The 24,536-nt window shown below is 38.0% G+C and carries 25 protein-coding genes; 17 read left to right on the forward strand and 8 right to left on the reverse strand.

Translation table 11 applies throughout. The features are described 5' to 3' along the window. Positions 1 to 69: 69 nt before the first annotated feature. A complete protein-coding gene (locus tag KO513_RS01045) occupies positions 70 to 588 on the forward strand; it encodes a DinB family protein (RefSeq protein ID WP_215911906.1) in 519 nt (172 codons plus the stop codon). 9 nt (positions 589 to 597) lie between these two features. Here the strand turns inward: KO513_RS01045 and KO513_RS01050 are convergent, their stop codons facing one another. Both KO513_RS01050 and aroB read right to left on the reverse strand, forming a co-directional pair. Then, complete coding sequence (locus tag KO513_RS01050) at positions 598 to 924, reverse strand: hypothetical protein (RefSeq protein WP_215911907.1); 327 nt, start codon at positions 922 to 924, stop codon at positions 598 to 600. Between the two features lie 130 nt (positions 925 to 1,054). After that, the gene (aroB, locus tag KO513_RS01055) at positions 1,055 to 2,119 is read right to left on the reverse strand and encodes a 3-dehydroquinate synthase (RefSeq protein ID WP_215911908.1); all 1,065 of its coding nucleotides are present in this window, start codon (positions 2,117 to 2,119) and stop codon (positions 1,055 to 1,057) included. 127 nt (positions 2,120 to 2,246) lie between these two features. On the opposite strand from aroB, the gene KO513_RS01060 reads away from it, so the two are divergent. After that, entirely contained in the window at positions 2,247 to 3,413 is a 1,167-nt protein-coding gene (locus KO513_RS01060; RefSeq protein WP_215911909.1) for a proline dehydrogenase family protein, read from the forward strand. Positions 3,414 to 3,453: 40 nt separating this feature from the next. Here the strand turns inward: KO513_RS01060 and KO513_RS01065 are convergent, their stop codons facing one another. From KO513_RS01065 to KO513_RS01090, 6 genes are all read right to left on the reverse strand, one after another. Further along, positions 3,454 to 3,834 (reverse strand): DUF4258 domain-containing protein, encoded by a 381-nt coding sequence (locus KO513_RS01065; RefSeq protein WP_215911910.1) that lies wholly within the window; start codon positions 3,832 to 3,834, stop codon positions 3,454 to 3,456. Positions 3,835 to 3,976: 142 nt separating this feature from the next. After that, entirely contained in the window at positions 3,977 to 5,176 is a 1,200-nt protein-coding gene (locus KO513_RS01070) for an alanine dehydrogenase (RefSeq protein WP_215911911.1), read from the reverse strand. Positions 5,177 to 5,282: 106 nt separating this feature from the next. After that, positions 5,283 to 5,666, reverse strand: a complete 384-nt coding sequence (locus KO513_RS19590; RefSeq protein ID WP_252735638.1) for a hypothetical protein — start codon at positions 5,664 to 5,666, stop codon at positions 5,283 to 5,285. A gap of 389 nt (positions 5,667 to 6,055) precedes the next feature. Continuing rightward, positions 6,056 to 6,289: a hypothetical protein gene (locus KO513_RS01080; RefSeq protein WP_215911913.1), complete on the reverse strand. Its 234-nt coding sequence runs from the start codon at positions 6,287 to 6,289 to the stop codon at positions 6,056 to 6,058. A gap of 193 nt (positions 6,290 to 6,482) precedes the next feature. After that, positions 6,483 to 6,893: a tRNA (adenosine(37)-N6)-threonylcarbamoyltransferase complex ATPase subunit type 1 TsaE gene (gene tsaE, locus KO513_RS01085; RefSeq protein ID WP_215911914.1), complete on the reverse strand. Its 411-nt coding sequence runs from the start codon at positions 6,891 to 6,893 to the stop codon at positions 6,483 to 6,485. A 13-nt stretch (positions 6,894 to 6,906) separates the two neighbouring features. Continuing rightward, positions 6,907 to 8,448 carry a bifunctional response regulator/alkaline phosphatase family protein gene (locus tag KO513_RS01090; RefSeq protein ID WP_215911915.1) on the reverse strand — a complete coding sequence of 514 codons (1,542 nt, stop codon included), beginning with the start codon at positions 8,446 to 8,448 and terminating at the stop codon, positions 6,907 to 6,909. A 144-nt stretch (positions 8,449 to 8,592) separates the two neighbouring features. Between KO513_RS01090 and KO513_RS01095 the strand changes: the two genes are divergently transcribed. The 15 genes from KO513_RS01095 (at position 8,593) to hisB (ending at position 24,471) form a co-directional block, all read left to right on the forward strand. Continuing rightward, positions 8,593 to 9,822 (forward strand): HD domain-containing protein, encoded by a 1,230-nt coding sequence (locus KO513_RS01095; RefSeq protein ID WP_215911916.1) that lies wholly within the window; start codon positions 8,593 to 8,595, stop codon positions 9,820 to 9,822. 23 nt (positions 9,823 to 9,845) lie between these two features. After that, positions 9,846 to 10,895 carry a UDP-3-O-(3-hydroxymyristoyl)glucosamine N-acyltransferase gene (gene lpxD, locus KO513_RS01100; RefSeq protein WP_215911917.1) on the forward strand — a complete coding sequence of 350 codons (1,050 nt, stop codon included), beginning with the start codon at positions 9,846 to 9,848 and terminating at the stop codon, positions 10,893 to 10,895. Beyond that, a complete protein-coding gene (locus tag KO513_RS01105; protein ID WP_215911918.1) occupies positions 10,876 to 12,261 on the forward strand; it encodes a bifunctional UDP-3-O-[3-hydroxymyristoyl] N-acetylglucosamine deacetylase/3-hydroxyacyl-ACP dehydratase in 1,386 nt (461 codons plus the stop codon). Before lpxD ends, KO513_RS01105 begins: the two co-directional genes overlap by 20 nt. Position 12,262: 1 nt before the next feature. Further along, the gene (gene lpxA / locus KO513_RS01110; protein WP_215442101.1) at positions 12,263 to 13,048 is read left to right on the forward strand and encodes an acyl-ACP--UDP-N-acetylglucosamine O-acyltransferase; all 786 of its coding nucleotides are present in this window, start codon (positions 12,263 to 12,265) and stop codon (positions 13,046 to 13,048) included. A gap of 82 nt (positions 13,049 to 13,130) precedes the next feature. Next, on the forward strand, positions 13,131 to 13,697 hold the full coding sequence (gene efp / locus KO513_RS01115; RefSeq protein WP_215911919.1) for an elongation factor P: 567 nt from the start codon (positions 13,131 to 13,133) through the stop codon (positions 13,695 to 13,697). Positions 13,698 to 13,755: 58 nt separating this feature from the next. After that, complete coding sequence (locus tag KO513_RS01120) at positions 13,756 to 14,688, forward strand: UDP-3-O-(3-hydroxymyristoyl)glucosamine N-acyltransferase (protein WP_215911920.1); 933 nt, start codon at positions 13,756 to 13,758, stop codon at positions 14,686 to 14,688. A 70-nt stretch (positions 14,689 to 14,758) separates the two neighbouring features. Continuing rightward, positions 14,759 to 15,631 (forward strand): succinate--CoA ligase subunit alpha, encoded by an 873-nt coding sequence (gene sucD / locus KO513_RS01125; protein WP_215911921.1) that lies wholly within the window; start codon positions 14,759 to 14,761, stop codon positions 15,629 to 15,631. A 116-nt stretch (positions 15,632 to 15,747) separates the two neighbouring features. Further along, positions 15,748 to 16,494 (forward strand): 3-oxoacyl-[acyl-carrier-protein] reductase, encoded by a 747-nt coding sequence (gene fabG, locus KO513_RS01130; RefSeq protein WP_215442105.1) that lies wholly within the window; start codon positions 15,748 to 15,750, stop codon positions 16,492 to 16,494. Positions 16,495 to 16,564: 70 nt separating this feature from the next. Next, complete coding sequence (locus tag KO513_RS01135) at positions 16,565 to 18,592, forward strand: VWA domain-containing protein (protein ID WP_215911922.1); 2,028 nt, start codon at positions 16,565 to 16,567, stop codon at positions 18,590 to 18,592. A 10-nt stretch (positions 18,593 to 18,602) separates the two neighbouring features. Beyond that, positions 18,603 to 19,418: a prohibitin family protein gene (locus KO513_RS01140; protein ID WP_215442107.1), complete on the forward strand. Its 816-nt coding sequence runs from the start codon at positions 18,603 to 18,605 to the stop codon at positions 19,416 to 19,418. A gap of 249 nt (positions 19,419 to 19,667) precedes the next feature. Further along, entirely contained in the window at positions 19,668 to 20,525 is an 858-nt protein-coding gene (gene hisG, locus KO513_RS01145) for an ATP phosphoribosyltransferase (protein ID WP_215912128.1), read from the forward strand. Positions 20,526 to 20,534: 9 nt separating this feature from the next. Next, positions 20,535 to 20,972, forward strand: a complete 438-nt coding sequence (locus KO513_RS01150) for a GNAT family N-acetyltransferase (protein ID WP_215911923.1) — start codon at positions 20,535 to 20,537, stop codon at positions 20,970 to 20,972. Between the two features lie 5 nt (positions 20,973 to 20,977). Then, the gene (hisD, locus tag KO513_RS01155; RefSeq protein ID WP_215911924.1) at positions 20,978 to 22,267 is read left to right on the forward strand and encodes a histidinol dehydrogenase; all 1,290 of its coding nucleotides are present in this window, start codon (positions 20,978 to 20,980) and stop codon (positions 22,265 to 22,267) included. Next, the gene (gene hisC, locus KO513_RS01160) at positions 22,260 to 23,309 is read left to right on the forward strand and encodes a histidinol-phosphate transaminase (RefSeq protein WP_215911925.1); all 1,050 of its coding nucleotides are present in this window, start codon (positions 22,260 to 22,262) and stop codon (positions 23,307 to 23,309) included. The genes hisD and hisC overlap by 8 nt, the downstream gene beginning before the upstream one ends. 25 nt (positions 23,310 to 23,334) lie before the next feature. Then, a complete protein-coding gene (gene hisB / locus KO513_RS01165; RefSeq protein ID WP_215911926.1) occupies positions 23,335 to 24,471 on the forward strand; it encodes a bifunctional histidinol-phosphatase/imidazoleglycerol-phosphate dehydratase HisB in 1,137 nt (378 codons plus the stop codon). The last annotated feature ends 65 nt before the right edge of the window (positions 24,472 to 24,536 follow it).

Below are 24,536 nucleotides of genomic sequence, written 5' to 3' on the forward strand. Positions count from 1 at the left end.
GAACCGTTTTAAACAGTAATCTAAATTCCTGGGCGGTTATTCTTCTCAGGAATTTTTATTTTATAGCCTATGAAAACTTCGGAGCTTAAACTGGCAGACCCCATTCCTTTTTATAAAACCTATATTGATGTATTGGGGGAGGTAGAGTTGTTGGATATGTTGGAGAGGCAACTTCAGAACTTTCCTGATTTTATTAAAAGTATTTCTGAAAGCAAATTATCTCATGCATATGAGGTAAATAAGTGGACGGTTGCTCAAGTGTTATTACATATTATAGACTCGGAACGAGTTTTTCAGTATCGCGCCTTGCGGTTTTCGCGAGGGGATGAAACGGCCCTTCCAGGTTTTGATGAAAACATTTATGCGTCAAATTCCAATGCGGAAGCGCGTTCAAAGAATAGTCTTACAGAAGAATATATAGCGGTGAGAAAATCCACTATTACCCTCTATAAAAGCTTTACTCAGGAAACGCTACAAAAAACAGGTGTAGCTAGTAACCTGCCATGGAATGTGGCTGTGTTAGGTTTTGTTATTTGTGGGCACCAAAAGCACCACCGTAATATTTTACGGGAGCGTTACCTTTTGTAAAACTAAAGGTTAATCTTGGTCCTCTGATTCAAATTCCGTTTCGTTGTTGGATTCGTAATCTAAGTTTCCTGCTTCTTCTAAAATGGGCTGGGAATCCGTATCTAGTTCCTTTTCCATGTTTTCTTCAAAATTTGCTATAAAATTGGATAAGCTCTTGCTTATTTTTACCAAATAGATAGTGTCATTGGTTCTTAATTCAACAGCTTCAATTGTTTCGCCTTTAAGATTTTTGAAGATAATAATGTCATCATCACCATAACCGTCTGAGTAGGTTTCTATTAGCAATGAGGCGAGTTCGTGGTCTAACTTCTTGTAGTCAACTAATTTTCGTAGCATAGTAGGTTGGTTTTATCCTGATTAATTTCAGGAGGTTTTTGATTTGGGTTATAAATCTAAACCTAAACTATGTATTTTTTACGATGAATTCCTTAAAGAGTTGTCAAATAAGGAAAATTAGTATATGTAGCTATTGTTCAGCGTAGTATGCAAAAGCATCTTCATATAATTCATCAGGAATGGTAATGTCTATATCGGGCTCTCCGATTGCAGATATCAACACAAAATTAATGTTGCCATGTGAATTTTTCTTATCGAACTTCAATAAAGATAAGATGGTTTTTATGTCTTCTTTGGAGAAGGTTACCTTTTCGTAATGAGAAAGGAATGTAGTCTTAATGTCTGCTAATTCTTCATCCGAAAGCCTTAAAAGACTTTTGGAAAGGTAAGCTTCAAGAATCATACCTATACCAATAGCTTCGCCGTGCAATAGTGTCTTATGTACTTTGCTTTCTAAGAAGTAAGACTCAATGGCGTGGCCCAATGTATGTCCGTAGTTAAGTATTTTCCGTAAATGTTGCTCCGTAGGGTCTTGTAGTACCACTTCGTTTTTAATAACAACGGAATCGTATATTAAATCATCAATATTTAAAAAGTTGGTAACTTTTTTAAGTGCTTCCCAGTAGCTTTTGTTTTGGATAAGTCCATGTTTAAGCATTTCTGCAAAACCACTGCGCAACTGCCTTTCTTCCAAAGTTTTTAAGAAACTGGTTACTATCAGTACCATTTCGGGTTGGTTGATTACTCCGATCTGATTTTTTAATGGACCAAGGTCAACCCCTGTTTTTCCTCCCACTGAAGCGTCAACCATAGAGAGTAGGGTTGTGGGTACATTTATGAAATCTATACCCCTTTTAAAAGTAGATGCAACAAAGCCTCCTAAATCGGTTAGGACGCCACCACCTAGGTTAATGACGAGACTTTTCCGGTCACCATCAAGTTCGCTCAGGGCTTCCCATACGCCTGTACAGGTGTCTATGTTTTTGTTTTCTTCACCAGATTCAATCTCAATAATCTCAAAATTATAATCGCCCTGTATTTGGGTCATAAATGACGGCAAGCAATGTTCGTGCGTGTTTTCGTCTACAAGAATAAAGATTTTGGAATATGCCTTGCCGGATAAGTGAGCATTGAGTGCGTCGTAAGCTCTTTGATTAAAATGTACGGCGTAGGAAGAAGTTGTTATAGACTGCATTAATAGGTGATTTTTTATTCCGCTAAAGCGAAGTTTTTTAACGACTGATATGCAAAATAAAGCATATTTTTTATCTAAAGAATACAATTTCTGTCTTTATATTTGGTCCCGCTAGAAATCACAATAAATGAAACGAATTTTTGAAGATACCGCAACTGCTTTTGCTTTGAAAACCGACTCTGAGCTTGAGCGTGCTTATTTTTTGTTCCGTATGATTGCCAACGAACCCCTTGTTCGTATTGGAACAGCAATGACAAATTTTGCCATTAAAGCGCATCTTCCTGTGGAGGGGTTGATAAGGGCAACTGTGTTTGACCATTTCTGCGGAGGTGTTAATGAGAAGGATTGTATGCCGGTCGTGGATCGGATGTACACTAAAAATGTATGCTCCGTTCTGGATTATTCTGTGGAGGGTAAGGACACGGAAGATCCTTTTGATGACGCAATGGCCATGATTTTAAAAGTTCTGGATTTCGTTAAGGAGAAAGACGCTATTCCTTTTGCTGTATTCAAGCCTACGGGTTATGGTAGGTTTGCTCTTTTTCAAAAACGCAGCGAGGGTAAGGAATTGACCGATAAAGAGGAGGAAGAGTGGCAAAGAGTAGTGGCCCGTTTTGATAAAACGTGTAAAAAAGCACATGATTTGGATGTTTCCTTGCTTATAGATGCAGAGGAAAGTTGGATGCAGGATGCTGCTGACCAGATTGTGGAGGATATGATGCGTAAGTATAATAAGAAGAAAGCTATTGTATTCAATACATTACAAATGTACCGTTGGGATAGATTGGACTATTTGAAACAACTTCAGGAACGAGCCAATAACGATGATTTTAGAATAGGAATGAAAGTGGTTCGTGGCGCTTATATGGAAAAGGAGAATGATAGGGCCGAAGAAAAAGGTTGTAAATCCCCAATATGCAGTTCAAAGCAAGAAACGGATGAAAACTTTGACAATGCCGTTGCATATATGTTGAATCACTTAGATACTGTTTCCATTTTTGCTGGCACCCATAACGAAGAAAGTTCTTATAAGCTGATGGAACTTATGGCAGAAAAAGCCATTGCAAATAATGATAACAGGGTATGGTTTGGGCAGTTGTACGGTATGAGTGATCACATTTCCTTTAATCTAGCCGATCAAAATTATAACGTAGCCAAGTATTTGCCTTTTGGCCCTGTGCGGGATGTAATGCCTTATTTAATTCGTCGTGCGGAAGAAAATACTTCGGTGGCAGGGCAGACTACAAGAGAATTGTCACTACTTAAAAAGGAGCGGCAACGAAGAAAAATTTAAGTTTTATAGCGCCTGGAACAGTAGTTTCGGGCGTTCTTTTTTAATAAGAAATAGATTCTAAAAGAGCTTTCTCTTTACAATTTATAATTTTTAGAACTGCCTCTTTATCCTGTATTGTACCTTCAATAATATATGTTTTGCAGGGTGTAGTCTTTGTTTGGCTATTGGAAAAATCTACATCGCCGTTTCTTAAGATGTTGGCGATGTCTACTGTATCTATTTGTTTGTCACTAAATAAACGGCTTACGTCATCAGAATAAGACATTGGCTTGGAGCGAATGTCCTTTAGGGTCCTGCAGTTGGGAAAATAGCAAAATTCCGTACCTGTTTCTTTTGATTTTTTCTTCAGAAAAAACGTTAAGAAAACAATTCCGATTGATAGTCCAATGAGGTAAAAACCTAAACGTTTTAAAAAATCCATGGTTTGCTATTGTTGAAATTAGTTTCCTGTGTTTTAAGTTAAATTGCGAATTTAAATTGTCACTAATTCTTAAAACGGTGGCAAAAATAGCAATAAACCGTCTATTTATGGGGTCTATGCTTTGAGTATGTTCAAAAAGTCTTTAAAAAATTAAAAAGTTGATGTCACTATACTGTAAATCAAACCATTCACCAACGGATTTATTGGTTAATATCCCGTGGTACATGTAAAGTCCGTTTCTTAGTCCTTTATCAAACCGTAGTGAATTCTCTAATCCGCCATTTTCCCCTAATTCAAGCAAATAAGGAGTGAAAATATTACTGATAGAAAGTGTTGCCGTTTTTGGATAGCGAGAAGGAATGTTAGGTACCCCGTAATGGATTACTCCAAATTTCTCAATAGTGGGTTTGTTGTGGGTGGTTACGGAACTGGTTTCAAAGCATCCGCCCATATCAATACTTACATCAATAATAACTGCGCCCTTTTTCATGTGCTCTACCATGGAGCTGGTAACGACCACAGGCGATCGGTCCTTGCCGCGTGTAGCGCCAATGGCAACATCGCATCTCTTTAATGATTTTAACAGGTTCTTAGGCTGAATGGTAGATGTGTATACCGTTTGTCGTAATTTGGATTGGATGCTACGCAATTTTGAAATTGAATTATCAAAAATTTTGACATTTGCACCAAGTCCTAATGCAGACCGCGCGGCAAATTCACCAACGGTGCCTGCTCCAATTATAACTACTTCTACTGGGGGTACGCCACTTATATTTCCAAACATGAGTCCGTTACCGTCATTGGTGGCGGCCATTATTTCCGAGGCTATCAGAACTGAAGATATACCCGCTATTTCACTCAGTGATCGTACGGCTGGATATTTGCCATCTTCATCACGAATGTATTCAAAAGCTATGGCGGTAATTCGTTTTTTGGCCATTTTTTCAAAATAGGCCTTGCTCTGTGTTTTAATTTGTAAAGCAGAAATGATGGTAGCTTGTGGGTTCATCATTTCAATTTCCGATAGAGTGGGTGGTTCCACTTTCAACAAAAGTGGGCAGGAAAAGACCTTTTTTGTATCGCGGGTTATTTCTCCACCAGCATTTGTGTATTCTAAATCTGTGTAATTAGCGCCGTCCCCAGCACCTGACTCAATTAGGACCCTGTGCCCGTTAGAGGTTATGGCATTAACTGCATCTGGGGTAAGACAAACACGTTGTTCTTGATACTGGTTCTCTTTTGGGATTCCAATAAAAAGTTCGCCCTTTTGGCGAAGAACTTCTAGGATTTCCTCTTGTGGAAGCAATTGCTGTTTGCTAAAAGGAGAAGAAGGTTGGTTCATAGTTTTTACATCTAATCGTGTAACACGCGATTAACAGTAAAAATACGATATTTTGATGAATTTTAAGTGATAAGTCGCTTTGCAATCCTGCAAATTTAGTCCGAAATTAAAATTTTAAGTGAAGCCAATTGTTTACTCGGTCCTGCACTTGCTTAAAAGTGGATTCAATATTTCCTGTGGCCAATTTAGGGTCTGTAACATCCGATGTAGATTGGTGATCGGAAGAAGAATTATTTGCAGTTTCAGAAGAAATAAATTTATCTAGTTTTTTATTATCTGATCGAGCGGCTTGCTTTTTCTTTAAGGCCGTTAGTTCTGCCTCCATGGCTTCTAGGTCTATGCCATTAACATGTTTGTCATAGAGTTTGATTCTTATGAAATAAACAACAGGAACTACAATCATACAGAAAGGAAGTAGCCAAAGTATGTTCTCGGTATCTATGTATTTATCATCAGAAACAACACCTTCAAAAATTTGAAAAGCATACATTAAAATTGGAATTAAAATAATGTGATACCACCAGTGTCTACAACTGAAAAACCAAATGAGCAAGAGGTAGAGAGGTACTAATTTCCCTAGTAAAAACCATACATATACATTTATATTCGGAAAGCCATTTTTATCTATAGTTATTCCGAGAAAATTTATTGTGGCTTCGGGGTCATTAGAGATATATTCGTGAAGTTTGAATACAAATGGGGAAATAAGTATAAAGAAAGCGACAAGAGACTCTATGAGTATCCTCTTTTTAATCTTAAGTCGCGTTTCGTTCGGTTCTTCAGTCATTTGGCCAATATTAACATTCCGTCGATAAGTTGCTAACGAAAAAAAGGACAATTTATGATTGTCCTTTTAAAAATAACTAAATATTTTATAAATTATCTTCTGCTGTCGCCATTAATGAGTTGAGTTTTATCGACACTTCTTCTTCTACTATCTCCATTAATAAGCTGAGTTTTGTCTACACTCTTTTTTCTACTGTCACCATTAATAAGTTGAGTTTTGTCTACGCCTTCTTCATAAACAGAATCATCAGAAGCAACATCACTAGATTCACAAGATACGGCTAAAAGAGATGCGCATGCTAAAAGTCCAAATACTAATTTTTTCATTTTCAGGGGTTTTAAGTTATTAAAGATTAATTAGTTATAGCGCAAAAGTAAGAGAAAAAACTGGCCAATGTACGTTTTTAAATGTTAAGGCTAAGCAATTTGTCCGATTTATTTTACACTTTAGCCAATTTAACAAGTTTCGTACAATAAAGTTGTACGAAAAACGATGTTTTCGACCAATGGTAAGATTTGTTTAAGAAATTTTCAAAAGTCGTGTATTTGGGTCTAGTATTTCAATGTTTATTTGGGTGCTGTTTTCAGGTAGGAAAGAGGAGATTTTTTCGGGCCATTCAATAAAAACCCACACATCTTGATTTAAATAATCTTCCAAACCCATGTCCAAGGCTTCAAGTTCATCGTTCAGACGATAAAAATCAAAATGGTAAGCCAATAATTCTCCTTCAAGGTTTTCATATTCATTAACAATACCAAAGGTTGGGCTGTTTCCGGCATCGGCGGCACCAAGCTGATTTGCAATGGCCTTTATTAATGTAGTTTTTCCTGCTCCCATAGGGGCGTCAAAAAGAAGTACTTTGTCCGTTGCTTTTTCAATAACCGTTGCGGCAACATTTTTTATCTCATTTTCGGTGTAAGTGATATTCATAATCTTTACTAAACTATTTTGGTGACAAAACTACAAACGGAATAATCATTTCTTCTAAAGAAATCCCCCCATGTTGGTAGGTGTTCCGGTAATAGCTCGCATAATGGTTGTAGTTATTGGGGTAGGCAAAGAAAAGGTCATTCTTCGCGAATATAAACGAACTGCTCATATTAATACGTGGCAAATGTATCTGAGCGGGGTCTTTGGCGGCCAGGACATCCTTTTCTTCATACGTAAGGCTTCTTCCTGTTTTGTATCTAAGGTTAAGGCTGGTTTCTCTATCTCCTATGACTTTTGATGGTTGCTTTACGTTAATTGTACCATGGTCTGTGGTGATAATCAACTTCATGCCCATTTGTTGTGCCTGTTGAATTATTTCTAATAACGGGGAGTTTTTAAACCAACTTTGGGTGAGGGACCTGTAGGCTTTGTCATTGCTGGCTAATTCTTTAATGACTTCCATTTCTGTTTTTGAATGGGAAATCATATCCACAAAATTATACACCAGTACAGTTAGGTCGTTGTCTTTCTGGGATTTAAAATTTTGGCACAGGTTTTTACCTTGTTTAAGTGTACTTATTTTATGGTATTCCCACTTTAAATTTAACCCTAGTCGTTTAATCTGCTCGCCTAAAAAATCTGCTTCGTGAAGGTTTTTGCCTCCCTCGTCCGTATCGTTTTTCCACCACTGAGGATGTTTTTTTTCCATTGCCATTGGGGTTAGACCAGAAAAAATGGCGTTACGAGCGTATTGCGTTGCGGTGGGTAGGATACTAAAATAAGATTCCTCCTTATTCTTTTTATAGAAGGAACTTACGGTGTCCTCAAACGCATACCATTGGTCATAACGTAAGTTGTCTATAACAAGAAGCAACGTGCGCGAATCTTTTAGTTCCGGTTGAACAAGTTCCTTGAATAAAGTGTGAGAAAGTACAGGCCCGTTACCCTCAAACCAATTTTGATAATTTCTATCTACAAATTTTCCAAAATGGTTGTTGGCTTCGGTTTTTTGGGATTCCAAAATTTCGAACATGCTGCTGTCCTCAATATCTTCTAAGCGCAGTTCCCAATAAATTAATCGTTTGTAAAGGTCTACCCATTCCTCAACTGAATTCACCATAGAGAGGTCCATGGCAATTTTTCTAAATTCTTGCTGATAGTTAGATGTTGTTTTTTCCGAAACCAGGCGTGAGTGATCTAAATTCTTTTTTAGTGATAATAGAATTTGATTTGGGTTTACGGGTTTAATAAGATAATCGGCAATTTTGGAGCCAATAGCTTCTTCCATAATAAACTCTTCCTCACTTTTGGTAATCATTACCACAGGAATGGAGGAGTCCAATACTTTTATTTCCCCTAAAGTTTCAAGACCTGATATGCCAGGCATATTTTCATCTAGAAAAACAATATCAACCCTGGTTTGTTGTAATTCTTCCAATGCTTCTTGTCCGCTTTGGCTAGTGATTACATCATACCCTTTTCCTTGTAAAAATATAATATGTGGTTTGAGTAGGTCTATTTCATCATCTACCCATAATATGGTAATTTTATTCATTTAATAGGTCTGTTGTTTCAATTTTAAATGGTGCAAAATAGCTTTCAACTAAAGAAATAGGACTCAAAAAAATAATTTACCCAGTTTATTACTTTGTCTTTTAACTAACTTTACCGCCGTGAACACTGCAAAGCAATCCTCATTTTGATAAACTCTAGAAAATTGAAAATTTTTAATGATCCAATTTACGGATTTATTACTATTCCCAACGGACTAATATTTGACTTGATCGGACATCCTTATTTTCAGCGTCTGAGACGTATTTCTCAAATGGGGTTATCTTATTTGGTATATCCTGGGGCTCATCATACGCGTTTTCATCATGCTCTGGGGTCAATGCATTTAATGCAGAAGGCTTTGCAAGTTCTTAAGTATAAAGGTGTAGAGGTTAGTGCGGCGGAGGAAGAAGGTTTGTGCATCGCTATTCTATTGCATGATATAGGGCACGGTCCTTTTTCTCATGCTATGGAGCATAGCATTGTAGAAAGTACGGATCACGAACACATTTCTTTACGGTTTATGGAGGCTCTTAATGAAATCTTTAACGGAAGATTAACGCTTGCCATTTCTATTTTTAAGGGGCGATATGAAAAACGTTTCTTAAATCAGTTAGTTTCAAGTCAGTTGGATATGGACCGTTTAGATTATCTCAAAAGGGATAGTTTTTATACAGGGGTTGCGGAGGGTAATATTAATTCCGAACGATTAATTACCATGCTCAATGTGGTTGACGGTAATCTTGTAGTTGAAGAAAAGGGGATTTATTCTGTTGAAAAATTTCTAATGGCCAGAAGGTTCATGTACTGGCAAGTGTATTTGCATAAAACAGGAATCGTAGCCGAGCAGTTATTGATACGTATTCTTAAGCGTGCAAAAGAGATTATGCATGGGGGACAGGTTGTGGTTTGCAGTGATGCCCTTCGGTTTTTTATGGAGAACCGAATTGAAAAACAGGATTTTGATGCGGAAATTCTCAATACCTTTTCTAAATTGGACGATGTAGATGTGCTGGCTGCTATAAAATCATGGCAAGACCATCCGGATTTTGTCCTGTCCAAGCTTTGTGAGATGCTTATAAACCGTCGGTTTTTGAAAGTGAAACTTAAGAACAGTCCTGTTGATAGTAGCATTTTTAAAAAGCATTCCACACGGATAAAGGAAAAATATAACCTCTCTGACCAAGAAACCGCATATTTCGTTTTTAAAGGAAAAATTGAGAACAAGGCGTATGACCGTCATCATCAGAACATCAATATATTAAAGAAGAACAGGAGGTTGATAGATGTAGCCAAGGCTTCAGATCAGTTGAATCTAAAAGCGCTTTCAAAAACGGTTACAAAATATTATATCTGTTATCCCAAAGATTCTGTTTAACTATTTTTCTTACTTTTGTGCTCATGGTATTTACAGCAGGTCAAATTGCAGGTATTTTAGAAGGTGAACTACAAGGAAATCCAGAGGTTACCGTTCATAAATTGGCCAAAATAGAGGAGGGCGAAGAAGGAGCCCTGACTTTTTTAGCCAACCCAAAATATACTTCCCATATTTATACGACAAAAGCGTCCATTACAATAGTTAATAAGGATTTTGTTCCTGAGCATAAGTTAGTGACTAACCTTATTAAGGTAGACGATGCTTACGAAGCGTTTTCAAAAATATTGGAATTCTACAATCAGGTAAAGAACAACAAGACTGGTATAGAAGAACCCGTATTCAAATCCGAAACGCTTACGTACGGTAGCGACTTTTACCTTGGAGCTTTTTCTTATATAGGAAATAACGTTACTATAGGGGATAATGTAAAGATTCATCCTAACGTATATATTGGCGATAATGTTTCCATAGGTAATAACGTAAGCATTTTTGCGGGAGCTAAGATTTATTCGGAAACGGTAATAGGGAATAATTGCGTAATCAATAGCGGTGTTGTTATTGGTGCGGACGGATTCGGTTTTAGTCCGGATAAAAATGGAGAGTATCAAAAAGTACCGCAAACCGGTAATGTTATCCTAGAAGATAATGTTGATGTAGGTGCGGGAACTACTATAGATAGGGCAACACTAGGTTCTACCATATTAAGGAGAGGGGTGAAGCTGGATAATCAGATTCAGATTGCACATAATGTTGAAATAGGGGAACATACCGTTATAGCCGCTCAAACAGGAATTGCTGGATCAACCAAGATTGGAAGACGATGTATGATTGGTGGTCAAGTTGGTATTGTAGGTCATATTACCATTGGTGATAATGTAAAAATACAAGCACAATCGGGAATTGGCCGAAATATTAAGAGCAATGAAGTGTTGCAAGGGTCTCCTGCCCTGAACTACGGTGATTATAACAAATCGTACGTTTACTTCAAGAATTTACCGAAGATTTTAAATAGAATTGACGAACTGGAAAAAAACTACAGCGATCAATACAAGAATGAAACAGAGAACCATTAAAAAAGAGGTTATTCTAAAGGGCGTTGGTCTTCATACCGGTGCCGAGGTAACCATGAAATTTGTTCCCGCACCAGAAAATCACGGGTACGCATTTAAAAGAGTAGACCTAGAAGGTGAACCGATTATTGAGGCAGACGCCAATTACGTAATCAATACGCAACGAGGGACCAACTTAGAAAAAAGAGGGGTTAAAATCCAGACTTCGGAACATGTTTTGGCAGCTTTCGTGGGCTTGGAGGTAGATAACGTACTTATTGAATTAGATGCTCCGGAACCTCCAATTATGGACGGTTCTTCTAAATATTTTGTTCAGGCCATTGAAGAAGCCGGTATTGAAGAGCAAAATGCGGAACGCGAAGAGTATATTGTAAAGGATGTTATCTCTTATAAGGATGAAGCAACTGGTAGTGAGATTACTGTGATACCATCGGAGGAATATCAAGTAACTACTATGGTAGATTTTGGCACCAAGGTTTTGGGTACTCAAAATGCAACTTTGGAGCGCTTATCAGACTTTAAAAGCGAAATATCCGAAGCACGTACATTCAGTTTTCTTCACGAGTTAGAAATGCTTTTGGAAAACGGACTTATTAAAGGTGGAGACCTTAATAATGCTATTGTATATGTAGATAAGGAGATTTCCGAAGAAACCATGAAGAAACTAGAAAAAGCTTTTGACAAGAAAAAGCTTTCTGTTAAACCTAATGGTATTTTGGACAATCTTACTCTGCACCAACCAAATGAGGCGGCACGTCATAAATTATTGGATGTAATTGGTGATGTTGCTTTGGCGGGTACACGGATCAGAGGTAAAATTATTGCCAATAAGCCTGGACATTATGTAAATACCCAGTTTGCCAAGAAAATTTCAAAAATCATAAAATTAGAGAAACGTAATAAAGTTCCTCAATATGATTTAAATCAACCTCCGTTGATGGATATTCATCAAATTATGGATATGCTTCCGCATAGACCTCCATTTTTGTTAATTGATCGTATCTTGGAATTATCCGACACCCATGTTGTGGGAATGAAAAACGTGACCATGAACGAAAATTTCTTTGTTGGTCATTTCCCAGGAGCGCCGGTAATGCCTGGTGTTTTACAAGTTGAAGCCATGGCCCAAACGGGTGGTATTCTGGTTTTGAGTACGGTTCCGGATCCAGAAAATTATTTGACCTTTTTCATGAAAATGGACAATGTTAAATTTAAGCAAAAAGTACTTCCGGGAGATACGTTAACTTTTCACTGTAGCCTTATTACGCCAATTAGAAGAGGTATCTGTCACATGCAAGCCTATGCTTACGCAAATAATAAATTAGTATGCGAAGCAGAATTAATGGCACAAATAGCTAAAAAGAAATAGAATGAATCAACCTCTTGCCTATATTCACCCGGGCGCAAAAATTGCTAAAAATGTTGTAGTAGAACCGTTTACTACAATTCATAACAACGTAACGATAGGTGATGGTACTTGGATCGGTTCTAACGTAACCATAATGGAAGGAGCCCGCATTGGAAAAAATTGCAACATTTTTCCTGGTGCCGTTATTTCCGCTCCACCTCAGGATTTAAAATATAATGGAGAAGATACCATAGTTACCATTGGTAACAACACTACTATTAGGGAGTGTGCAACCATTCATAAAGGTACTTCTGACCGAAACAAGACCGTAATTGGTGAGAATTGTTTGATTATGGCCTATTGTCATATTGCTCATGATTGTATTGTGGGTGACAACTGTATTTTTTCCAATAATTCTACCCTTGCCGGGCATGTTACTATTGGAGACAATGTAATTCTTGCCGGTTTGGTTGCCGTACATCAATTTGTGTCAGTGGGTCAACATGCGTTTGTAACAGGTGGTTCGTTGGTTAGAAAAGATGTGCCTCCTTTTGTAAAAGCGGCACGTGAACCTCTTTCTTACGTGGGTATTAATTCTGTGGGTTTACGAAGACGTGGTTTTCAATCGGAGAAAATTAGGGAAATACAGAATATCTATCGTATTCTTTACCAAAAGCATTATAACAATTCACAGGCCACTCAAATCATTGAGGCTGAAATGGAAGCTACTCCGGAAAGGGACGAGATTCTTCAGTTTATTAGAGATTCCCAACGTGGTATTATGAAAGGATATTTCAGCAATAATTAATCAAGGTTTTTAAGGTGCGTAGTTCAGTTGTTTATAAAAGAGCTACCATTGATAAAATCACACAATAAATAGCAAACTAGAAATGGCATCAACATCAGATATTAGAAAAGGACTATGTATTCGCTACAATAACGATATATACAAAATCATTGAATTTTTACACGTTAAACCAGGTAAAGGTCCTGCTTTTGTTCGTACCAAATTGAAGAGTATTTCCACTGGAAAAGTTTTGGATAATACGTTTTCAGCAGGTCATAAAATTGAGGATGTTCGTGTAGAGACACGTTCTTACCAGTTTTTGTATCCTGAGGGTGATACCTATCATTTCATGAATACGGATGATTACAACCAAATAACGCTTCAAGAAAGTGCATTAGATGCTCCGGGGTTATTGAAAGAAGGTGAGGTTGTAAAAATTCTTTTCAATACGGAAGATAGTATGCCTTTATCCGTAGAAATGCCTGCTAGTGTTGTTCTAGAGGTAACGTATACAGAGCCAGGGGTAAAAGGAAATACGGCTACCAATGCTACCAAGCCAGCTAAGGTTGAAACCGGAGCAGAGGTAAATGTTCCATTGTTTATCAACGAGGGTGATAAAATAAAAATAGAAACGGATAAAGGTACGTATATGGAGCGCGTTAAGGAATAAGCGCTATTCATTACTGATTTATATCGATTTTAAAAATACTAACTGATACTTTGCTCCTTTGAAATTTCCAAATCCTCAGCGCCTAAAGACTATTGCCTCCATAATTGATTGTGAATATGTGGGTGCGGACGATTTTCAGGTTTTGGGCATGAACGAAATTCATGTAGTTGAGAATGGGGATATTGTTTTTGTAGACCATCCTAAATATTACGACAAGGCTTTAACTTCAAAGGCTACTATTGTCTTGATAAACAAGAAAGTAGATTGTCCTGAAGGAAAAGCGCTTTTGATTTCAAATGACCCTTTTCGCGACTTCAATAAGCTTTCTGTACATTTTAGACCGTTTGAAAGAGCAACTGCATCGGTTGCGGTTTCGGCAGAAATAGGAGAGGGAACCATTATTCAGCCCAACGTATTTATAGGTAACAATGTAAAAATTGGCAAGAACTGTTTAATTCATGCCAATGTCTGTTTATATGATAATTGCGTAATTGGGAATAATGTTAGTATTCATTCAGGTTCAGTTTTGGGAGGGGACGCCTTTTACTATAAAAACCGTCCAGAAGGGTTTGATAAACTAATTTCCTGTGGAAGAGTAGTTATCGAGGATAACGTTGATATTGGTGCGCTTTGCACTATTGATAAAGGTGTAACCGGTGATACTACTATAAAAAAGGGAACAAAATTAGACAATCAAGTACATGTTGGGCACGATACCGTAATAGGTGAAAAGTGTCTAATTGCTTCACAAACCGGAATTGCGGGTTGTGTTGTTATAGAAGATGAAGTTACGCTTTGGGGCCAAGTTGGTACCAATAGTGGGATTACCATAGGAAAAAAGGCGGTAATTATGGGGCAAACAGGAGTAACTAAATCCGTTGCTGGCGGTAAGAGTTATTTTGGTACACCCATTGAAGAATCGCGAGAAAAGCTAAAACAGTTGGCTTATGTTAAGAAAATTCCGTCCATTCTAAAAAAATTAGAAGAATAATATGCAGTCTAAGTTCAGATTTCATTTGTAAACCTATATTTTTGTCACATTAAAATAAACTAGAGAGTATATGAGCGTTTTAGTCAATAAAGATTCCAAGATAATTGTTCAGGGATTTACAGGTAGTGAAGGTACTTTTCACGCAGAACAAATGATAGAGTACGGTACCAATGTTGTTGGTGGTGTAACCCCTGGAAAAGGTGGGCAAGAACATTTGGGAAGACCTGTTTTTAATACGGTTGAAGAAGCTGTGGAGAAAGTAGGAGCAGATACTACAATTATTTTTGTACCGCCCGCTTTTGCTGCTGACGCTATCATGGAGGCTGCTAGTGCAAGTATTAAAGTAATCATTACTATTACAGAAGGTATTCCTGTTGCCGATATGGTAAAGGCTTCTAACTATATTAAAAATATGGATTGCCGTTTGGTTGGTCCTAACTGTCCTGGTGTAATTACTCCAGAGGAAGCTAAGGTAGGTATCATGCCGGGCTTTGTTTTCAAAAAAGGAAATGTTGGTATTGTATCTAAATCAGGTACGTTAACTTATGAAGCTGCGGATCAGGTAGTTCGTCAAGGTTTAGGTATTACTACAGCTATAGGTATTGGCGGAGATCCTATTATAGGAACTACAACCAAAGAAGCGGTTGAGCTTTTAATAAATGACCCAGAGACTGAGTGTGTTGTAATGATCGGTGAGATTGGTGGTCAATTAGAAGCGGATGCAGCTAAATGGTACAAGGCAAGTGGTAGTAAAAAACCAGTTGTAGGATTTATTGCCGGTGAAACTGCTCCAGCGGGTAGAACTATGGGGCATGCAGGTGCTATTGTTGGCGGAAGCGATGATACAGCTCAGGCAAAAAAGAAGATTATGAGGGAGCATGGAATTCATGTTGTGGATTCTCCGGCAGAAATTGGTGTGAAAGTAAAAGAAGTTATGGGTTAATTCCCTTACGGATATAAGAATCCCGTTTTCGACTTATCGGAAACGGGATTTTTTTATAGCCCTTTTATAAAACAAAACTTATATTTGAAGTAGAACAAAGCAAATCTATATAGAGGATGAAATTGTTAGAAGGAAAAAATGCCATTATCACGGGTGCCAGTAGAGGAATTGGTACTGGTATTGCCCGAGTTTTTGCTGAAAACGGGGCCAATGTAGCTTTTACGTACAGTTCAAGTGAAGCGCCTGCTTTGGCACTTGAGAAAGAATTGTCCGGTCTAGGGGTAAAAGCCAAGGCGTACAAAAGTAATGCGGCAAGCTTTGAAGCGGCAGAGCAATTGGTAGCCGGAGTTCTTGAAGATTTTGGAGGAATTGACATTTTGATCAACAATGCGGGTATAACCAAAGATAACTTGCTTATGCGTATGTCAGAAGCTGATTTTGATAGTGTTATAGAGATTAACTTAAAGTCCGTTTTCAATATGACCAAGGCGGTTCAACGTACCATGTTGAAGCAACGTAAAGGAAGTATTGTAAATATGAGTAGTGTGGTTGGTGTTAAAGGAAATGCCGGACAGACCAATTATGCGGCTTCAAAAGCAGGTATGATCGGGTTTACAAAATCCGTTGCTTTGGAGTTAGGTTCAAGAAATATTAGATGTAACGCTATTGCACCTGGATTCATCGAAACCGAAATGACGGATAAGCTGGACGAAAAAGTGGTGCAGGGCTGGCGAGATGGTATTCCACTAAAAAGAGGTGGCTCTCCTGAAGATATTGCAAATGCATGTCTATTTTTTGCTTCGGACCTTTCAGCCTATGTTACCGGTCAGGTACTGAATGTAGATGGCGGCATGCTTACATAAGATATACTTTTAAGGGGAAGGCATGAGTCCTTCCCTTTAATTTGTTATAGCTTAAAAAGAAACTTCCTTAATGAATACCCAGACGATTCTTCTTATAATCTTAGCCGTAATAGTCTCGTTGGCGCTGGTGTTATTTCAGTATTACTATAAAAACAAACTTAGGGGTAAGCTAAGCATTGCGTTATCTTTTTTACGCTTTATTACGTATTTCTGCGGTTTTTTACTGCTTATAAACCCCAAGTTCACAAAAAACGAATACACAACGGAGAAAGCTAACCTTATAGTTTTGGCCGATAATTCTTCTTCGGTAGCCACGGCAAAAGAGGAAGTACATCAAACTATAGAAAATCTTAAACAGAGTGAAGCTGTTCAAAAACGCTTTGTGGTGGATACCTATAATTTTGGCAGCTTTTTAAAGGAAGGGGATAGTCTTTCCTTTAAAGAAAAGAATACGAATGTTTCGCAGGCTCTGGCGGCCTTAAAGGACATATATGCCACTACAAATTCAGCTGTTGTTTTACTTACGGATGGTAACCAAACGTTGGGTCAAGATTATGATTTTAATAGTAGTGGCGGGCAATTGCCCATATACCCTGTAGCGGTTGGTGACACTACCCGTTATGAAGACCTTGCCATATCTCAGGTTAACACGAACAGATATGCTTTTCTCAAGAATAAATACCCGGTTCAAATTTATGTGTCCTATTCAGGAAAACGAGATGTCACGGTTCCGGTTCGTATTACATTAAATGGGAAATCGGTTTTTAGACAAAACGTTTCGTTTTCTAGTATCAATTCCAGTGAAGTAATCAACACATTGTTGAATGCAAATTCCGTGGGAACCAAAAATCTTAAGGTTACCATAGGAAACCTGGAAAACGAAAGGAATACGGCCAACAATACTAGGGAAGTGGTAGTAGAGGTTATTGATGAAAAAACAAAAATAGCCTTGGTCTCTACTATTGTGCACCCAGATATTGGAGCGCTTAAAAAATCCATAGAAAGTAACGGTCAACGGTCGGTTTCTATCTTGAGTCCTTCGGACGATTTAAAGAAGTTTGAAGGGGTAGACCTTTTTATCTTATATCAACCTGGCCCAAATTTTAAAGGCGTTTTTGATTATATCGAAAATACAAAGGCAAATACGTTCACCATTACAGGGCCTAAAACCGATTGGAATTTTCTAAATAGGGCACAAAAAAGTTTTACAAAGAATAGCTACAATCAAACCGAGGAGGTTTTTGCGGTTGCCAACTCGGGTTTTGGACTTTTTAATATAGCAGATTTTTCCGTGGAAGATTTCCCACCTCTTCAAAGTAGTTTGGGAGACATCGTATTACATGGGAAAAACGATATTTTGCTAACACAACGCATCAAAGGAGTTGATTTGAACCAGCCTTTATTGGCTGTTTTTGAAGAAGGAAAAAAGAGAGATGCAGTACTTTTTGGAGAACATATCTGGAAATGGCGCATGCAGAACTACCGAAATGAACAGAGTTTTAAGAATTTTGATGATTTAATTGGGAAGCTAACGTTGTATTTGGCCAGTAATAAATCGCGAGAGCGACTAACCTTGGACTATGAAAATACATATACGGGAAGTGGTGACGCCAGAATTTCCGCAACTTATTTTGATAAAACTTTTGTGTTTGATGCCAATGCGGAAATGCTTCTAAAGCTTAAAAATTCTGAGACCAAAATTACTTCCGAGATTCCTATGTTGTTGCGTGGTAATTATTATGAAGCAGATTTAAGTAATTTATCGGCTGGTAAGTATGATTTTACGGTTTCGGTTAAAAAAGAAAATCTATCAAAGTCGGGAAGTTTTACCATACTTGATTTTGATGTCGAAAAACAGTTTTTGTCTACCAACTATGAAAAACTACAACGTTTGGCCCAGAACACTGGCGGAAGCCTGTTTTATCCCAATCAAAATCAAGATTTAATACAAGATTTGTTAGGAGACGATAGGTTCCTTCCAACCCGAAAAAACAAGCAAAATGTTGTATCTTTGATAGATTTCGGACTGCTGTTAGGGCTTATGGTTATTGCCCTTGCAGCAGAATGGTTTTTAAGAAAATATAACGGACTAATATAAATTACAATAAATGGACAAATTACCTAAGATTGCGTTACCAGTAATATTCGCTTTTATTTTTATTATCATTTTAATTTCAAAATCTGCGGTCACCATAGGTTCCGGTGAGGCAGGTGTGCTCTATAAAACTTTTGGTGGTGGTGTAGTAACGGATGAGGCGCCTTTAGGTGAAGGTTTTCATATTGTAGCGCCATGGAACAAGGTTTTTATTTATGAAGTAAGACAGCAAGAGGTTCTTGAAAAAATGAACGTATTGTCCAGTAATGGTTTGGATATTAAACTAGAAGCGTCTGCTTGGTTTGAGCCTATCCGTGGTGATTTGGGTAAGTTGCATCAAGAAAAGGGTGAGGCTTACGTGCAGAGAGTTTTGTTGCCTACCATACGTTCGGCCGCACGTTCTGTAGTTGGGCGCTATACACCTGAGCAATTATATTCCAGTAAGAGAGATGCCATTCAACAGGAAATCTTTGATGAAACTCAAAAAATTGTTTCCGGGCAATATATTCAGTTGAATGAAATATTGGTAAGAGATGTTACTTTACCGCCCACTATTAAAGATGCTATTGAGCGTAAATTAAAGCAAGAGCAAGAGTCCTTGGAATACGAGTTTAGATTGGTCACGGCTCAAAAAGAAGCGGAAAAGGTAACAATTGAAGCGCAAGGTAAGGCGGATGCCAACAGAATTTTAAGTGCTTCGTTAACGGACAAGATTTTACAGGATAAAGGTATAGATGCCACATTAGAATTGTCTAAGTCTCCTAATGCCAAAGTAATTGTTGTTGGGGGCGGAGAATCAGGGCTGCCCTTAATCTTAGGGAATAACTAATCTGTGTTAAGTAAAAGGTAGTTGCATTGTTTTTGTTTATTTTAGAACTATTCTTTTGAGAATTGAAAAATAGATTTTACTTTTACCTCATAATGAAAAACAGAACTACACATCATCATTTCCATATTCACGCTCAGGCGAGGTAGGAATGTATTGTAGTAGTGCAACATATTTAAAAACCCGTTTGAGCAATCAAACGGGTTTTACTTTTAGAGCTCTTTTGATGGCTTGAACATAACAAAGATGAAAATGACAAAAATTAGGATTGCTATTCAGAAATCAGGTCGGTTAAACGAAGATTCCCTTCAAATATTAAAGGATTGCGGGGTGTCTATCGATAATGGAAAAGACCAATTAAAAGCCTCATCAAGAAATTTTCCTTTAGAGGTATTTTACCTACGTAATGGAGATATCCCTCAGTACTTAAGAGATGGTGTAGTAGATATTGCTATCATTGGGGAAAATGTGCTGATTGAAAAAGGAGAGGATATTGGTATTGCCGAAAAACTAGGTTTCTCAAAATGTAAAGTGTCTTTGGCGGTACCTAAATCGGTGAAATATAAATCGGTTCAAGATTTTGAAGGAAAGCGTATAGCTACTTCTTACCCTAATACAGTTCAAAAATATTTAGAAGGAAAAGGGGTGAAAGCAGATTTACACATTATCAATGGTTCTGTGGAAATTGCCCCAAACATTGGTCTTGCAGATGGTATTTGTGATATCGTTTCCAGTGGAAGTACCCTTTTTAAGAATAACCTTAAAGAGGTAGAAATCATGCTTACCAGTGAAGCTGTTTTGGCCGTGTCACCTAATATTGACGAAGAAAGAAAGGAAATTTTAAAGAAGCTTCAGTTTAGGATAAAGTCGGTTCTTCAGGCACGCCAATCTAAATACGTATTACTGAATGCACCTAATGATAAGTTGGATAAAGTATTGGAGTTGTTGCCAGGAATGAGAAGCCCAACAGTTTTACCATTGGCAGAAGAAGGTTGGAGCTCGGTTCATACGGTAATTAATAAAGATAAGTTTTGGGATGTAATAGATGAGTTGAAACAAGCCGGTGCAGAAGGTATTTTGGTTTGTCCAATTGAAAAGATGGTACTTTAATTTTCCGGTATGACGGGCGATTTAAATTTAGAGTTGATTCCGTATGATAAAATGGAATCTGTTCTGCCTTTGATTTTTGAATTGAATCAAGGTAAACTTTCCGAGGAAATACTGAAAAGTCGTTTAAAGGATATATTGGCCATGGGCGGATACCAATGTCTAGGAGTCTATGATAAACAAAAGTTGATTGCCTGCTGTGGTATATGGCTTTTACAAAAGTTCTATAAGGGCAAACACTTGGAGCTGGACAATGTATTTGTAAGTGAAGCATATCGTAGTAGAGGAGTTGGTAGGCTAATGATGGATTGGCTTTCGGAATACGGCAAGAGTATGGATTGTGCCAGCTTGGAGCTGAATTGCTACTTGCATAACGAAAAAGGAGTGAAGTTTTGGAAACGTCATGGTTTTGAGCCTTTAGGATACCATATGATTAAGAATTTAGAGTAAAGAAAATGAACAAAATATACAATCCGGATAGGGCAGAGTGGAGTACTGTTTTAAAACGTCCAACGCAGACCGTAGCGGATATTGAACAGACGGTTGAGGCCGTTTTTAAGGAGGTCCAAAATAGTGGGGATGCTACTCTAAAGAAATATACCCAGAAGTTTGATGGCGTACTTTTAGAGGATTTGGTAGTTTCTGAAGAAGAAATCCAAGAAGCGTCCAAACTGGTATCGGAGGAATTAAAGGAAGCCATTCAACTTGCTAAGAATAATATCGAGGTCTTTCACAAGGCTCAAAAAACTACAAAAGTTTCGGTACAAACCGCTAACGGGGTGCAATGTTGGCAAGAAAAAAGACCTATTCAAAAAGTGGGGCTTTACATTCCCGGTGGTACGGCACCGTTGTTTTCCACAATTTTGATGCTCGCTGTACCCGCTACCATTGCAGGTTGTGAAGAATTAGTGTTGTGTTCTCCACCAAACAAAGAAGGTAAAATCAATCCGGCCATTCTGTACACCGCAAATTTATGTGGGGTAAAGAAAGTATTTAAGGTGGGCGGTATTCAGGCGATTGCCGCTATGACTTTTGGTACGGAAAGCATTCCCGGAGTGTACAAAATTTTTGGACCTGGTAACCAATATGTTACGGTTGCCAAACAGATTGCAACGAAATATGGAATTTCAATAGATATGCCCGCGGGACCCAGTGAGCTTTTGGTTTTAGCGGACGATTCTGCCAATCCAGCATTTGTTGCTTCGGATTTGTTGAGTCAAGCGGAGCATGGTGTAGATAGCCAGGTTATTTTGGTTTCCACTTCAAAAAATATGATTGATGCCGTAGAGAAGGAGGTGGAAAAACAACTGCAGGAACTACCTAGAAAAGATATTGCCGAAAAAGCCATTGCCAATAGCAAATTGATTTATGTTGCGGATGACCAAGCGGCAAACGATTTAATCAATGAATACGGTCCAGAGCATTATATTGTTTGTGTAGAAAACGAGGATTTCTTTATTGATAATATCAAGAATGCCGGTTCTGTATTTATCGGTAATTATACACCGGAAAGTGCGGGAGATTACGCTTCTGGAACCAATCATACTTTGCCTACCAACGGTTACGCCAAGCAATATAGTGGTGTTAATTTAGATAGTTTTATGAAGAGTATGACGTTTCAGAAAATAAGTGAATCGGGTATACAGGAAATTGGCAATGCAATTGAAATCATGGCGGAAGCAGAAGGACTTCAAGCCCACAAAAATGCGGTAACGCTAAGACTCAACAGTTTAAAGAATGAATAAGCAATTCAGTATACAAAACCTGATTCGGGAGAACGTAAAAGGCTTGAGTCCGTATAGTTCGGCACGTGACGAGTATGTTTCGGATGGGTCGGATATGGTGTTTCTTGATGCCAATGAAAACCCGTTTGAAAATGGGGTAAACAGATATCCGGATCCGCAACAAAGAGGTTTAAAATCGGTATTAGCGGAGCAGAAGGGTATTGCTGTGGAAAATATTCTTTTAGGAAACGGAAGCGATGAAGTACTGGACTTGATTTTCAGAACTTTCTGCGAGCCCAAAATAGATAACATTATTTCCTTGCCTCCCACTTATGGCATGTACAAAGTGCTGTCCGGAATAAATACGGTAGAGAACAGAGAAGTTTTGTTAACAGATGATTTTCAGCCAGATGTAGAGGCTATTTTGAATGCTGCAGATGAGCACTCCAAACTGTTGTTCCTATGTTCGCCCAACAATCCTACCGGTAATGTTTTCAAAGAAGAAATCATGGTGGATTTATTGAATAAGTTCAATGGTCTGGTTGTAATTGATGAAGCGTATATTGATTTTTCGGGAAGCGAAAGTTGGGTGACAAGATTATCTGAATTCCCCAATCTAGTGGTGACGCAAACGCTTTCTAAGGCGTACGGTATGGCCGGAATTCGCTTAGGAATCTGTATTGCTTCTAAAGAAGTTATAGCGGCAGTGAATAAAATTAAACCGCCTTATAATGTCAATGAGCTAACGCAACAGAAGGCGCTCCAAAGGGTCCTGGATACAAACGCGGTCAAAAGTGAAATATCCAATATTTTAAGCGAAAGAGAGCAATTACTTAAAGCGTTACATGAAGTGTATTATGTGAAGCAAATCTATACTTCCGACGCCAATTTTGTGCTCGCAAAAGTAGATGATGCCACCAAAAGATACAATCAACTGTTGAAGGAAGGTGTGGTTGTACGGAACAGAACAACGCAGCCATTGTGCGAAAACACATTGCGGTTTACAGTGGGTACACCAACCGAAAACAAAAAATTAATAGAAGTATTAAAAAAGCTAACCTAAACCAATAGCTCAAGAAACTCATACCATGGCGAAGAAAGTTTTATTTATAGATAGAGACGGTACAATTATAAAAGAAACTGTAGATGAGCAGATAGATGCATTTGAAAAAATGATTTTCTATCCTAAGGCATTTACGTTTTTAGGTAAAATAGCCAAAGAATTAGATTATGAATTGGTCATGATCACCAACCAAGACGGCTTGGGAACGGATGTTTTTCCAGAAGATACGTTTTGGCCGGTCCATAATTTCATCTTGAAGTCTTTTGAAAACGAAGGAGTCGTTTTTGACAAGGTCTTTTTGGATCGCACGTTTCCACATGAAAACGCCAATACCAGGAAACCGGGTACGGGTTTGTTGACGGAATATTTTTCCGAGGATTATGATTTAAAAAACTCATTCGTAATCGGTGATCGGTTAACGGATATTGAGCTGGCCAAAAACCTAGGTTCAAAAGGTATTTTTATAAATGATGAAACCAATTTGGGTACGGGTGAAATTACGGTAAAGCGTGATGAACTGGATTCTGTCATTGCTTTGGAAAGTAATGATTGGGAGAAGATATATGAGTTCTTGAAATTGGAGGAGAGAGCATCGGAAACGCATAGAAAGACCAATGAAACCGACATTTACATTAACCTAAACCTAGACGGAACGGGTAAGAGCGATATAAAAACGGGCTTGTCTTTCTTTGATCATATGTTGGACCAATTGGCTCGTCATGGTCAAATGGATTTGGAGATAAAGGTAGATGGGGATTTAGAGGTAGACGAGCATCATACAATTGAAGATACCGCAATTGCCCTTGGAGAAGTATTTCATACTGCCTTGGGTTCTAAAATGGGCATTGAGCGTTACGGCTTTTGTCTGCCGATGGATGATTGTCTTGCTCAGGTAGCCATAGATTTTGGTGGTCGCAACTGGTTGGTTTGGGATGCCGATTTTAAACGTGAAATGGTAGGCGATATGCCAACGGAAATGTTCTATCATTTCTTTAAATCTTTTACGGACGGTGCAAAGGCCAATTTAAACGTAAAGGCAGAAGGAACCAATGAGCATCATAAAATCGAAGCCATATTCAAAGCGTTTGCAAAAGCAATAAAAATGGCCGTAAAACGTGATGTTGAAAAAATGGTGCTACCAAGTACAAAAGGAGTTCTATAAAAATAGTAGCGAGTACTGATTGCAAAGTATTAAGTTGTCAATAATTGCTTTGTTCTCATTACTTG

Source organism: Zobellia sp. B3R18 (assembly GCF_018860715.1).
Classification (GTDB): Bacteria; Bacteroidota; Bacteroidia; order Flavobacteriales; family Flavobacteriaceae; genus Zobellia; species Zobellia russellii.